The sequence below is a fragment of the Streptomyces sp. NBC_00158 genome, assembly GCF_045160885.1.
Lineage (GTDB): Bacteria > Actinomycetota > Actinomycetes > Streptomycetales > Streptomycetaceae > Streptomyces.
On the sequence record NZ_CP108161.1, the window covers coordinates 5,001,180 to 5,013,845 of the forward strand.

Annotated in this window: 9 protein-coding genes and 3 tRNA genes; 6 read left to right on the forward strand and 6 right to left on the reverse strand. The window is 72.1% G+C overall.

Features of this window, described 5'->3' with window-relative positions; all coding sequences use genetic code 11:
* The first annotated feature begins 26 nt into the window (after window positions 1–26).
* Window positions 27–2,105 carry a molybdopterin oxidoreductase family protein gene (locus OG553_RS22985; protein ID WP_405980789.1) on the forward strand — a complete coding sequence of 693 codons (2,079 nt, stop codon included), beginning with the start codon at window positions 27–29 and terminating at the stop codon, window positions 2,103–2,105.
* A 166-nt stretch (window positions 2,106–2,271) separates the two neighbouring features.
* A complete protein-coding gene (locus OG553_RS22990) occupies window positions 2,272–3,366 on the forward strand; it encodes an RNA polymerase sigma factor (protein WP_405980790.1) in 1,095 nt (364 codons plus the stop codon).
* 80 nt (window positions 3,367–3,446) lie between these two features.
* On the opposite strand, the gene OG553_RS22995 is transcribed toward OG553_RS22990, so the two are convergent.
* From OG553_RS22995 to OG553_RS23010, 4 genes are all read right to left on the reverse strand, one after another.
* Window positions 3,447–5,369 (reverse strand): ABC transporter ATP-binding protein, encoded by a 1,923-nt coding sequence (locus tag OG553_RS22995; protein WP_405980791.1) that lies wholly within the window; start codon window positions 5,367–5,369, stop codon window positions 3,447–3,449.
* The gene (locus OG553_RS23000) at window positions 5,366–7,099 is read right to left on the reverse strand and encodes an ABC transporter ATP-binding protein (protein WP_405980792.1); all 1,734 of its coding nucleotides are present in this window, start codon (window positions 7,097–7,099) and stop codon (window positions 5,366–5,368) included. Before OG553_RS23000 ends, OG553_RS22995 begins: the two co-directional genes overlap by 4 nt.
* 121 nt (window positions 7,100–7,220) lie before the next feature.
* Window positions 7,221–8,666 (reverse strand): FGGY family carbohydrate kinase, encoded by a 1,446-nt coding sequence (locus OG553_RS23005; RefSeq protein WP_405980793.1) that lies wholly within the window; start codon window positions 8,664–8,666, stop codon window positions 7,221–7,223.
* Window positions 8,667–8,706: 40 nt separating this feature from the next.
* The gene (locus OG553_RS23010) at window positions 8,707–9,006 is read right to left on the reverse strand and encodes a YtxH domain-containing protein (protein ID WP_405980794.1); all 300 of its coding nucleotides are present in this window, start codon (window positions 9,004–9,006) and stop codon (window positions 8,707–8,709) included.
* Window positions 9,007–9,151: 145 nt separating this feature from the next.
* Here OG553_RS23010 and OG553_RS23015 point away from each other — a divergent pair.
* The 3 genes from OG553_RS23015 (at window position 9,152) to OG553_RS23025 (ending at window position 9,559) form a co-directional block, all read left to right on the forward strand.
* Window positions 9,152–9,224: transfer RNA gene (locus OG553_RS23015), tRNA-Asn, on the forward strand.
* A gap of 5 nt (window positions 9,225–9,229) precedes the next feature.
* Window positions 9,230–9,302, forward strand: a tRNA-Asn gene (locus OG553_RS23020).
* Window positions 9,303–9,485: 183 nt separating this feature from the next.
* A tRNA-Ile gene (locus tag OG553_RS23025) sits at window positions 9,486–9,559 on the forward strand.
* Between the two features lie 169 nt (window positions 9,560–9,728).
* Here OG553_RS23025 and OG553_RS23030 read toward each other — a convergent pair.
* Window positions 9,729–9,911 (reverse strand): hypothetical protein, encoded by a 183-nt coding sequence (locus OG553_RS23030; RefSeq protein ID WP_405980795.1) that lies wholly within the window; start codon window positions 9,909–9,911, stop codon window positions 9,729–9,731.
* 297 nt (window positions 9,912–10,208) lie between these two features.
* On the opposite strand from OG553_RS23030, the gene OG553_RS23035 reads away from it, so the two are divergent.
* Window positions 10,209–11,195 (forward strand): LuxR C-terminal-related transcriptional regulator, encoded by a 987-nt coding sequence (locus tag OG553_RS23035; protein WP_405980796.1) that lies wholly within the window; start codon window positions 10,209–10,211, stop codon window positions 11,193–11,195.
* A 142-nt stretch (window positions 11,196–11,337) separates the two neighbouring features.
* Here OG553_RS23035 and OG553_RS23040 read toward each other — a convergent pair whose 3' ends face one another.
* Window positions 11,338–12,447, reverse strand: a complete 1,110-nt coding sequence (locus OG553_RS23040) for a glutamate--cysteine ligase (protein ID WP_405980797.1) — start codon at window positions 12,445–12,447, stop codon at window positions 11,338–11,340.
* Window positions 12,448–12,666: the final 219 nt, after the last annotated feature.

Consider the following 12,666-nt stretch of genomic DNA (forward strand, 5'->3'; position numbering starts at 1 on the left):
TAACACCCGGCCGACACCCTGGGGGCATGCACAGCTCCCCGGACGCCACCGCCACCCACTGCCCCTACTGCGCCCTGCAGTGCGGCATGAACCTGCGCCCCGCCCCCGCGGGCGACGCGGTGACCGTCGAGGAGCGGACCGGGTTCCCCGTCAACCGGGGCGCGCTGTGCGGCAAGGGCCGCACCGCCCCCGCCGTACTCTCCTCCCGGGTGCGCCTGACCGAGCCGCTCATCCGCACCCACGCCGGCGGCCCGCTCGTACCGGCCACCTGGGAGGAGGCCCTCGACGCCGTCGCCGAGGGCCTCGCCCGCACCCGCCGCGCCCACGGCCCCGACGCCGTCGGCGTCTTCGGCGGCGGCGGCCTGACCAACGAGAAGGCCTACGCCCTCGGCAAGTTCGCCCGCGTCGCCCTCGGCACCTCCCAGATCGACTACAACGGCCGCTTCTGCATGTCCTCCGCCGCCGCCGCGCACCACAAGGCCTTCGGCCTCGACCGCGGCCTGCCCTTCCCGCTGGAGGACATCCCCCGCACCGGCTGCGTCGTCCTCGTCGGCTCCAACCCCGCCGAGACCATGCCCCCCTTCGTGCGCTACCTCACCGAACTCAAGGCGAACGGCGGCACCCTGATCGTCGTCGACCCCCGCCGCACCCGCACCGCCGAACTGGCCGACCTGCACCTCGCCCCCCGCCCCGGCACCGACCTCGCCCTCGCTCTCGGACTGCTGCACCTGGTGGTCGCCGACGGCCGCACCGACGAGGAGTTCATCAGCGAGCGCACCACCGGCTGGGAGGACGCCCGCGCCGCCGCCATGGCCCACTGGCCCGAACTCGTCGAACGCATCACCGGTGTCCCCGTCCCCGAACTGCGCCGTGCCGTGGACCTGTTCTGCACCCCCGCCGCCGCCATGGTCCTCACCGCCCGCGGACCCGAGCAGCAGTCCAAGGGCACCGACACCGTCGGCGCGTGGATCAACCTCTGCCTCGCCACCGGCCGCGCCGGCCGCCCGCACTCCGGCTACGGCTGCCTCACCGGCCAGGGCAACGGCCAGGGCGGCCGCGAACACGGCCAGAAGGCCGACCAGCTCCCCGGCTACCGCAAGCTCACCGACCCCGCCGCCCGCGAACACGTCGCCCGCGTCTGGGGCGTCGACCCGAACGCCCTGCCCGGCCCCGGCCGCAGCGCCTACGAACTCCTCGACGCCCTCGGCAACGACGTCAAGGCCCTCCTCCTCATGGGCTCCAACCCGGTCGTCTCCGCCCCCCGCGCCGCCCACGTCGAGGACCGGATCCGCTCCCTGGACTTCCTCGCCGTCGCCGACGTCGTCCTCTCCGAGACCGCAGCCCTCGCCGACGTGGTCCTGCCCGTCACCCAGTGGGCGGAGGAGACCGGCACCACCACCAACCTGGAGGGCCGCGTCCTGCTGCGCCGCCGCGCCCTCACCCCGCCCCCCGGCGTCCGCGGCGACCTCGACGTCCTGCACGGACTCGCCGCCCGCCTCGGAGTGGAGAAGGGCTTCCCCACCGACCCCGAAGAGGTCTTCGAAGAGCTCCGCCGCGCCTCCGAGGGCGGCCCCGCCGACTACTCCGGCATCACCTACGCCCGAATCGAAGCCGAACAGGGCGTGTTCTGGCCCTGCCCCGAAGGCTCCCCGGGACAGCCCCGGCTCTTCCTCGACCGCTTCGCCACCGACGACGGCCGCGCCCGCTTCACCCCCGTCTCCCACCGCGACGCCGCCGAGGTCCCCGACGCCGAATACCCGCTGCTCCTCACCACCGGCCGGGTCGTCGCCCAGTACCAGTCCGGGGCCCAGACCCGCCGCGTCCCCGAACTCAACGCCGCCGCCCCCGGCCCCTTCGTGGAACTCCACCCGCGCCTCGCCGCCCGCCTCGGCGTCACCGACGGCACCCCGCTCGCCGTGACCTCCCGCCGCGGCCGCGCCGTCGCCCCCGCCCGGGTCACCGACGCCGTCCGCGCCGACACCGTGTTCATGCCGTTCCACTGGTACGGCGAGGGCCGCGCCAACACCCTCACCAACCCGGCCCTGGACCCCGTCTCGCGGATGCCCGAGTTCAAGGTCTGCGCGGTCCGCGTGGAACCCGCGTAGCTCAGGTCGGACATGAGTCCGATCCGCATCGGGATTCCCGCCAGGGGGTAACCATCCGTCACGCAGCGGGCTCAGAAAGTGCTCGCACGCCCCTCGTGGCAGCGATGTGTCGTACCCCACACTGAGGTGCGGTGCCACCGTCCTCGGAGCCCTGGAGGTCGCCCCCGTGCAGACCCAGACCCTGACCGTGAACGTGAGCCGCCCCGCCGAAGACGCCTCCGATCCGGATCCCGAGGCCGAGGCCGACACGGTGGAGGAAACCGGCGACGAGGAACCCGAAGTCCTCGAACTCATCGAGCCGGTCCCCCCGCAGCGCGTACGCGCCGGCCGCGACAACGGCGCCGGGACCGGGCCCTCCGCCGACCTCTTCCGCCAGTACCTGCGCGAGATAGGCAGGATCCCGCTGCTCACCGCCGCCGAGGAGGTCGAACTCGCCCGGCGCGTGGAAGCGGGACTCTTCGCCGAGGAGAAACTCTCCGGCGCCACCGACCTCGACTCCCAGCTCGCCGTGGACCTCGACAAGCTCGTGGTCATGGGCCGGATGGCCAAACGCCGGCTCATCGAGTCGAACCTGCGGCTCGTCGTCTCCGTCGCCAAACGCTACGTCGGCCGCGGACTGACCATGCTCGACCTGGTCCAGGAGGGAAACCTCGGCCTGATCAGGGCCGTCGAGAAGTTCGACTACGCCCGCGGCTACAAGTTCTCCACCTACGCCACCTGGTGGATCCGGCAGGCGATGTCACGGGCCCTCGCCGACCAGGCCCGCACCATCCGCGTCCCCGTCCACGTCGTCGAACTCATCAACCGGGTCGTCCGCGTCCAGCGGCGCATGCTCCAGGAACGCGGCTACGAACCCACCGCCGAAGAGGTCGCCGTTCACCTGGAACTGACCCCCGAACGGGTCATGGAGGTCCTCCGCCTCGCCCAGGAGCCCGTCTCCCTGCACGCCCCCGTCGGCGAGGAGGACGACGTCGCCCTCGGCGACCTCATCGAGGACGGCGACGCCGCCTCCCCCATGGAGTCCGCGGCCTTCTTCCTGCTGCGCGAACACCTCGAAGCCGTCCTCTCCACCCTCGGCGAACGCGAACGCAAGGTCGTCCAGCTCCGCTACGGCCTCGCCGACGGCCGCCCCCGCACCCTGGAGGAGATCGGCCGGATCTTCGGCGTCACCCGCGAGCGGATCCGCCAGATCGAGTCCAAGACCCTCAACAAACTGCGCGACCACGCCTTCGCCGACCAGCTGCGCGGCTACCTCGACTGACCCGGCCGGCCCGCACGGGCCGGGGAACGGGAAGGGGGCGCCCCGAAGGACGCCCCCACCCGGGCTCACGGCCCGGCCGGTCAGTCGACCTCGGCCACCGCCTGCGCGAACTGCGCCGCGTACAGCCGCGCGTACGCGCCCTCCGCCGCCAGCAGCTCCTCGTGCGTGCCCTGCTCCACGATCGAACCGTTCTCCATCACCAGGATCACGTCCGCGTCGCGGATCGTCGACAGCCGGTGCGCGATCACGAACGACGTACGGCCGTGCGCCAGCCGCGCCATCGCCTTCTGGATCAGCACCTCCGTACGGGTGTCCACCGAGCTCGTCGCCTCGTCGAGGACCAGGATCACCGGGTCCGACAGGAACGCACGGGCGATGGTGATCAGCTGCTTCTCACCCGCGCTGACCCCCGCGCCCTCGTCGTCCAGCACCGTGTCGTAGCCGTCCGGCAGCGTGCGGACGAACCGGTCCGCGTGCGCCGCCCGCGCGGCCTCCTCGATCTCGGCGCGCGTCACCTCGCGGGAGGCACCGTAGGCGATGTTCTCCGCGATCGTCCCGCCGAACAGCCAGGTGTCCTGGAGCACCATGCCGATCCCGCCGCGCAGCTCCTCGCGGGTCATCTTCGCGATGTCCACCCCGTCCAGGGCGATCTCCCCGCCCGTGACCTCGTAGAACCGCATCAGCAGGTTGACCAGCGTGGTCTTGCCGGCGCCCGTCGGCCCGACGATGGCGACCGTCTGGCCCGGCTCCACCGTCAGCGAGAGGTTCTCGATGAGCGGCTTGTCCGGCTCGTAGCGGAAGGCCACCTTGTCGAGCGTGACCTGACCGCGCAGCTCCTCCGGGCGCTCCGGAACCTCCGCGTCCGGCTCCTGCTCCGGCGCGTCCAGCAGCTCGTACACCCGCTCCGCCGAGGCGACGCCCGACTGCACCAGGTTCGCCATCGACGCCACCTGCGACAGCGGCATCGAGAACTGGCGCGAGTACTGGATGAAGGCCTGCACGTCACCGATCGACAGGGTGCCCGAGGCCACCCGCAGACCGCCGACGACCGCCACCAGCACGTAGTTGACGTTCGAGATGAAGAACATCACCGGCTGCATGAGGCCGCTGACCAGCTGCGCCTTGAACGAGGCCCGGTACAGCTCCTCGTTCTGCTCGGCGAAGACCGCCGCCGACTCCTTCTGCCGCCCGAAGACCTTCACCAGCGAGTGGCCGGAGTACATCTCCTCGATGTGCGCGTTCAGCGCGCCCGTGCTCTTCCACTGCGCCACGAACTGCGGCTGCGACCGCTTGCCGATCTTCGCCGCGACCACCACCGACACGGGTACGGTCACCAGCGCGACCAGCGCCAGCAGCGGCGAGATCCAGAACATCATCACCAGCACGCCGACGATCGTGAGCAGCGAGTTCAGCAGCTGCCCCATCGTCTGCTGGAGCGTCTGCCCGATGTTGTCGATGTCGTTCGTCGCCCGGCTCAGCACCTCGCCGCGCTTCTGCTGGTCGAAGTACGACAGCGGCAGCCGAGACAGCTTCGCCTGGAGCTCCTCGCGCATCCGGTAGACGGTGCCGTTCATCACGTGGTTCGACAGCCGCGTGGCGACCAGCATCAGCAGACCCGCCAGGGTGAACACCAGCAGCGCCCACAGCGCCGTGACCCCGACGGCACCGAAGTCGATGCCCTGGCCGGGGGTGAAGTCGGTGCCGGACAGCATGTCCGCCATGCCGTCCTGGCCCTTGGCCCGCAGCCCGTCCAGCGCCTGCTGCTTGGTCAGGCCGTCCGGCATCTGCCGGCCGACGATCCCCGCGAACACCAGGTCGGTGGCCTCGCCGAGGATCTTCGGCCCGACCACCGCGCAGCCGACGCTGCCGACCACGGCGGCGACCATGCCCCACAGCTTGGCCCGGTCCTGCGCCAGCTGGCGCAGCAGCCGCTTGCCGGACCCCTTGAAGTCCAGGGACCGCTGGCCCGGCCCCATCATCATCCGTCCTCCGGGCCCGCTCATGCGGCCTCCGCCTCCGTCAGCTGGGAGAGCACGATCTCCCGGTAGGTCTCGTTGCCGGCCATCAGCTCGTGGTGACGGCCCTCGCCCACCACCTGGCCCTCGTCGAGGACGATGATCCGGTCGGCGTCACGGATCGTGGAGACCCGCTGCGCGACGATGACGACCGTCGCGTCCTCGGTCTCCCGGGCGAGCGCCGCGCGCAGCGCCGCGTCCGTCGCGTAGTCCAGGGCCGAGAAGGAGTCGTCGAACAGGTAGATCTCCGGCCGCTGCACCAGCGTGCGGGCGATCGCCAGACGCTGGCGCTGGCCGCCCGAGACGTTCGTCCCGCCCTGGGTGATCGGCGCCTCCAGGCCGTGCTCCAGCTCGGACACGAAGTCCTTGGCCTGGGCGACCTCCAGGGCCCGCCACAGTTCCTCGTCGGTCGCGTCCGGGCGTCCGTAGCGCAGGTTGGAGGCGACCGTCCCGGAGAACAGGTACGGCTTCTGCGGGACCATGCCGACCGTCCGGGCCAGCAGCTCCGGGTCGATCCGGCGTACGTCCTCCCCGTCGACCAGCACGTCGCCGCCGGTCGCGTCGAACAGCCGGGGCACCAGGCCCAGCAGTGTGGACTTGCCGCTGCCGGTGGAGCCGATCACCGCGGTGGTCTCGCCGGGACGGGCCACCAGGTCCACCCCGCGCAGCACCGGGGCCTCGGCGCCCGGGTAGCGGAAGTCGGCGCCGCGCAGCTCCAGCTGCCCGCGCCGGGCCAGCGTACGCACCGGGTCGACGGGCGGGACCACGCTGGACTCGGTGTCGAGGACCTCCTGGATGCGCTCGGCGCAGACCTCGGCGCGCGGCACCATCATGAACATGAAGGTGGCCATCATCACGGCCATGACGATCTGCATCAGGTAGGCGAGGAACGCGGTCAGCTGGCCGATCTCCATGCCGCCGCCGTCCACCCGCATCGCACCGAACCAGATGACGGCGACGCTGGAGATGTTCACGACCAGGATGACGACCGGGAACATCAGGGCGAGCAGCTTGCCGGAGGCCAGCGACACCTCGGTCAGCTCGGAGTTCGCCCGGCGGAAGCGCTCCTCCTCGTAGCCGTCGCGGACGAAGGCGCGGATCACGCGGTTGCCGGTGATCTGCTCGCGCAGCACCCGGTTGACGACGTCGAGACGGTCCTGCATCAGGCGGAACAGCGGCCGGGTCTTCCAGACGATCGCGCCGACCGAGACGCCGAGGACGGGCACCACCGCGAGCAGGACGGACGACAGCTTCACGTCCAGCGAGAGCGCCATGGCGATGCCGCCGACGCACATGATCGGCGCCGACACCATCAGGGTGAACGTCATCAGCACCAGCATCTGGACCTGCTGGACGTCGTTCGTCGTACGGGTGATCAGCGACGGGGCGCCGAACTGGCCCAGCTCCCGCGCCGAGAAGCTCTGCACCCGGTCGAAGACGGAGGCGCGGACGTCACGGCCGAGGGAGGCCGCGGTGCGGGCACCGTAGTAGACGGCCCCGGCGTTGCAGACGAGCTGGACGAGGGAGACCCCGAGCATCAGCGCGCCGAAGCGCAGGATGTAGCCGGTGTCCCCGTTGACGACGCCCTTGTCGATGATGTCCGCGTTGAGGGTGGGCAGGTAGAGGCTCGCACTGGTCTGCAGGAGTTGCAGCAGCACCAGTACGGCGATCGGTTTCTTGTACGGATCCAGGTGGGTCCGCAGCAGTCGTATGAGCACGCGCAGGCTCCGGTTGGCAAGATCGAGGGGGTTCACTCCATCTTCTGCCAACGGGTGGCCCGAACCCCACCGGATTTCGCAAAGCCCGGTCAAAAGGACGAGGGGCGCCCGGCCCCCCGTCCTAGAACCCGAACGCGCCCGGGTACATCTGCTCCCGCGTGGTGACGTACTGCTGGCGCACGGCCTGCCAGGCCGGGTAGTCCTCGCCCGGCTCGAACACCTGGGCCGGCGGCGCCGGCCACAGCGGCGGGACGTGCGGGGCCAGCGTGCCCTGCCGCACCCCGAGCGCCCAGGCCGCCTGACGGGCCGCGCCCAGGGCCGCGTAGTCCGCCGGAGCGGGCACGACCACCTGCGTCCCGAACAGCCCCGGTGCGGCGGCCTGCACGGCGGGCAGCTCGGCGGCGGCCCCGAGCAGGAACACCCGGCGGATCCCCACGCCCCGGTGCCGCAGCACGTCGAGGGCGTCGACCAGCCCGCACAGCATGCCCTCGAAGGCGGCCCGCGCGAGGTGCTCGGGCTTCATCGAGTCCCGGCGCAGCCCCGACAGGGTCCCGGCGGCGTGCGGCAGGTTCGGGGTCCGTTCCCCCTCCAGGTACGGCAGGAGCACGAGCCCGTGTGCACCGGGGGTCGACTTCAGCGCGAGCGCGCTCAGCCCCTCCAGGTCGGTGCCCAGCATGTCGGCGGTGCCGCGCAGGGCCCGTACGGCGTTGGAGGTGTTCACCACCGGCAGGTGCATGCCGCTCGCGTCGGCGAGGGAGGTGATCAGGCCGCCCGGGTCGGACAGGGCCTCGTGGTGCACGGCCATCACCGAACCGGAGGCGCCCAGCGAGACCACCGCGTCCCCCGGGCCGATGCCGAGCCCCAGCGCGGCGGCCGTGGTCTCGCCGGTCCCCGCCGAGATCAGCAGCCCCTCGGGGGTCATCCCGGCGGCGTCTGCCGGACCGAGGACCTCGGGCAGCAGCGCCTGGTGCCCGAGCGCCAGCTCGACCAGGTCGGGCCGGTAGGAACCGGTCGCCGCCGACCAGTACCCGGTGCCCGAGGCGCCGGCCCGGTCGGTGGTGCGGCGCGCGGGCCGGCCGAGCAGCTGCCAGACGAGCCAGTCGTGCGGGGAAAGCACCACCGCGACCCGGCGCGCCGACTCCGGCTCGTTGCGGGCCAGCCACGCGAGCTTCGTGACCGGCTGCGCGGCGTGCGGGACGGCGCCGACGGCGGCCACCCAGGCGGCCCTGCCGCCGAGCGCCCCGATCAGGTCGGCGGCGGCGACCTGGCCGCGCTTGTCGTTGCCGATCATGGCAGGACGTACCAGCGCGCCCTGCGCGTCCAGCGGCAGCAGGCCGTGCTGCTGCGCGGAGACGCCGATGGCCTGGACGCCTTCCAGCAGCCCGCCCCCGGCGGCTTCGCCGAGGGAGAGCAGCCAGGCCTGCGGATCGGTCTCGTGGGGGACGGTCTCACCGGCGGGCTGCGGATGGGGCGCGTAGCCCTGGCGCAGCACGGCCCCCGTGTCCGTGTCACAGACGACGATGCGAGTGAAGGTGGAAGAGCTGTCCAGCCCGGCGACTATCCCCATGCGGAGAATTCTGCCGCACGCCGGGCCGGAACCAGCCGCCTCAGGTGTTGCTCGTGCCCCACTCGTCCTCGGCGCCCTGTCCCCGCTCGCGCAGCGACCGCACGCGCTTCGCCACGGAGCCGGGAACGGCGTCGCCGACCTTGTCGCCCACCGCCGCGAACGCCTTGCCCGCGAACTGCCGCCCGGTGTGCCCGGCGGTCTCGGCGGCGTTGCGCACCGCCGGGTTCTGCGCGATGCGCCGGGCGGACTTCTTCATCTCCTCGTACCGCTCGCGTCCCGCCGCCGCGCCCACCACGTATCCGAGGGCTACTCCGGCGAGGAACGTGACCTTGTAGCGCATGCCTGCCACCCTTCGTTGTCTCGGTGCCCGGCCTGCTGCGATACCGATTGGCGGAGCACCCCCCTGCTTGCGCTAATCTATGACTCGCAACGGGCGCTCGCCCCCCGGCAAGGCCGGAGGTGGGCTGTTCGGTGCACCGCAGCAATCCCCTGTAGCTCAATTGGCAGAGCAGCCGGCTGTTAACCGGCAGGTTACTGGTTCGAGTCCAGTCGGGGGAGCGCGGTCCCCTGTAGCTCAATTGGCAGAGCAGCCGGCTGTTAACCGGCAGGTTACTGGTTCGAGTCCAGTCGGGGGAGCAGGAAGAGGAGAGGACCCGGGAGGGTCCTTTTCTTTTTGCCCTGATCCGGGAACCGGGCAGCCCTCGGCGCGGTCTCTCTGAACAAGCGCAGCCGATCATGCGGGGCATCCGAGGCAGGAGATCGTATGAGCGGCTATGCTGCGGCAGACGGCGCGCACACATGTACGCGCCACGCCGTAAAGGGGCGGTAGCTCAGCCGGTTAGAGCAGCGGACTCATAATCCGTCGGCCGTGGGTTCGAGTCCCACCCGCCCCACCGCAAGCCGCAGGTGCAGAAACGATTGCACCTGCGGCTTCGGCGTTCCCGGGGGAAGGGGAGCGCGGGCGGGGGTGTGTCGTACGTCACGGCAGGGTGGGAGTGGTCGGCTCCGGCCGCCGTCCTTCGCCCGTTCGGCGCCGCCCTCCGTCCGGCGCCGAACGGAGGATCAGTCCCAGCCGATGGTGCGCTTGTCGGCGGCGGCGGAGTCCCAGCCGATCGTCTGCGGGCCGGCCGCCCGCACCGAGTCCCAGCCGATCGTGCCCGGGGTCGTGGCGACCGCGACGGCGGCGGTGCAGGACAGCAGGGCGGTGAGGCCGGCGGCGGCGAGCAGACGAGCGGTGCGAGACATGGATCCCCCCGGAACGCGAAGCGGTGTCGGTGTGGTGCGGCTGGGGCGCCCTGCACCGGTCCGGCCTTTCGGCCCTGGCCTGGGGTGGGGCTCCGTGCCCCGCCGTCCCGGTGAACACCATCCTGCAAGCCCGCGTATAGACGCAGAAGAGGAATCCGATGGCACCAAGGTGACAGGCACCAAGGTGCCGCTCCGGCAAGATCGAAAGAGACTGCCTATGGCCCCACCTGCGCACCTTTGGGATCAAGACAACCGGCGGGAAGTCATCCGTCGGACCAACACGCCGGGGGGCAAAGCATGCTGGAAGCGTTGGGACTGGACAGCCTCGTAGAGGCCGTCTACCGGGAGATGCTCGCCGATCCGACCGGCGGAGTGGCCGAACTGGGCGCACGGCTGGGGATGACCGAGGCGGAGGTGCGCGACGGCCTCGACCGGCTCGTCGACCTCGACCTGCTCACTCCCTCGCGCGACCACGCGGGCGGGCTGCGGGCCGTCAGCCCCGAGGCCGGGCTGGAGCAGATACTGCGCCGCCAGGAAGAGGAACTGATCCGTCGCCAGCAGGAACTGGCGGCCAGCAAGGCGGCGGCGGCCAGAGCCGTCGCGGAGTTCGCGGGCCTGCGGCCCAACACCGAGTCCGACGGCGCCGAACGGCTCGTGGGCCTCGATGCCATCCAGTCCCGGCTGGAGGTCCTCGCCCGGGACCTCACCGTCGAATGCCTCTCGATCATGCCGGGCGGCGCCCAGTCCCAGGCCAGCCTGGACGGCTCGCGGCCGCTCGACGAGGACGCGCTGCGGCGCGGCATCCAGCTCCGGTCGGTCCACCAGGACAGCGTCCGCAACGACCCGGCCACCCTGGCCTACGTCCAGTGGGAGACCGACCTCGGGGCCCAGGTCCGCACCAGCCCCGTGCTGCCGCCCCGCCTGGTGATCTTCGACCGGAAGACCGCCGTGGTCCCCATCGACCCCGCGAACTCCAGGCTCGGCGCCCTCTGCACCACCGCCCCCGGCATCGTCGCCTCCCTCGTCAGCCTCTTCGAGCAGACCTGGGAGCAGGCCGTCCCGCTCGGCGCCGCCCGCGAACAGGCCGCCGAGGACGGCATCACCGCCGGCGAACGCGAACTGCTCAAGCTGCTGGCCTCCGGCCTGACCGACGAGGCCGCCGGCAAGCGGCTCGGGGTCTCCCTGCGCACCGTCCGCCGCCAGATGTCCGCGCTGATGGAACGCCTCGACGCCACCAGCCGCTTCGAGGCCGGACTGCGCGCCGCCCAGCGCGGCTGGCTCTGAGCCCGGGGCGCGCCACGGCCGCGGACGCCCCGAGCGGGCACCCGCGGCCGCGGCCGCCGGGACGGACCGGCTGGGCCGGTTGGACCGGTTGGACCGGTTGGACCGGCAGGACCGGTTTGACCGGCAGGTCCGGTCCGACCGGCTAGAAGTTCTCCGTCTCCTCGACCAGATGGCGCAGCACGTCCGTGAGGTCCTCACGGCGTGCGAACGCCGTACGCTGCCGGGCCGCCCCCGACCCGTCGCGCAGCAGCCCGCCCAGGGTCTTCGCCGCGTGGTCCAGGTCGCCCGTGGCGGCCAGGTCCGGGGCGACCAGGTCGAGCAGCGCCTCCGCCAGGTCGGCCGCCGGAACCTCGGCACCCGTGTACGGGTCCAGGCCGAAGCCCTCCAGGCCGTCGTGCGCCGCCCGCCACCGCGCGAGACGCAGTACGTCGTCCCGTACGGGCGGATCCGGCCGCCCCTCGGCGATGGCGCGCAGCGCCGACGCCACCAGGGCGCGCCCCAGCTCCGCCTGGAGCACGGCCGTGTCGATGTCCGGGGACATGTCCGGCGCCCGGATCTCGAGCGTGGGCCAGTTCCCGGATGGACGGAGGTCCCAATAGACCATCTTGGTGTCCAGGGCCGCACCGGAGCCGAGCAGGGTCTCCACCGAGTGCCGGAAATGGGCCGTGGACGTGAAGTGCGGGGGCGGCCCCGCCGAGGGCCAGCCCGACCAGGCCATCGCCCGCCAGCTGGAGTGCCCGGTGTCCCGGCCGCCCCAGAAGGGGGAATTGGCGGCCAGCGCGATCAGCGTGGGCAGCCATGGTCTGACCCGGTTGGACACGGCCACCGCGGTGTCCACGTCGAGGGTGCCGATGTGGATGTGGCGGCCGCAGCTCACCAGCGTGTCCGTCAGCGCGCCGAACCGCCGGTGCTGCTCCCGCTGGCGCGGCTCGTCGTCGGTCAGGTGCAGGGGCCCCTCCACCGCCACGACCGGCGAGGGAGCGGCCAGCAGCCGGCAGCCGTGCGCACGGGCCGCCGCCGACAGCGCGCGCCGCAGGACGGCGAGCTCCTCGCGGAGGGTCACCGCCGAATCCGCGACCGGGGTGGAGATCTCCACCTGGTACCGGGTCCCCTCGGCGTGCAGCTGCTGCGGGAGCCCGGCGGCGGTGGCGAGGACGAGCGGTGCGGCCGGGACCACCCGCAAGGTGGTGGAGTCGACGAGCAGGAACTCCTCTTCGACCCCGACCGTGAGGGGGGTGGTGACGCCGCTCACGGTGGTGCTCGTTGTGCTGTTGCCAGGTTCGATCACTACGCCTCCCTGGACATACGAGTCTTTTCATCATGAGCGGACAGGGGGCGTGGAGGGTACGCCGATTTGGTCAAATGTCTGGTGACAGTGGCGGGTTAGCGGCAAGACCGGCCCCCGTCTGGGGCCCCGGGTCCGCGTGGTGAGGGCGTTGCGGGAGTGTGAACGGTCCCCGTTCTCCAGAGC

Bases quoted from the DNA above. Each gene is read 5' to 3' on its own strand.
- OG553_RS22985 (WP_405980789.1), top strand. From the start codon at position 27: ATGCACAGCTCCCCGGACGCCACCGCCACCCACTGCCCCTACTGCGCC.
- OG553_RS22995 (WP_405980791.1), bottom strand. From the start codon at position 5,369: ATGAGCGGGCCCGGAGGACGGATGATGATGGGGCCGGGCCAGCGGTCC.
- OG553_RS23005 (WP_405980793.1), bottom strand. From the start codon at position 8,666: ATGGGGATAGTCGCCGGGCTGGACAGCTCTTCCACCTTCACTCGCATC.
- OG553_RS23010 (WP_405980794.1), bottom strand. From the start codon at position 9,006: ATGCGCTACAAGGTCACGTTCCTCGCCGGAGTAGCCCTCGGATACGTG.
- OG553_RS23030 (WP_405980795.1), bottom strand. From the start codon at position 9,911: ATGTCTCGCACCGCTCGTCTGCTCGCCGCCGCCGGCCTCACCGCCCTG.
- OG553_RS23035 (WP_405980796.1), top strand. From the start codon at position 10,209: ATGCTGGAAGCGTTGGGACTGGACAGCCTCGTAGAGGCCGTCTACCGG.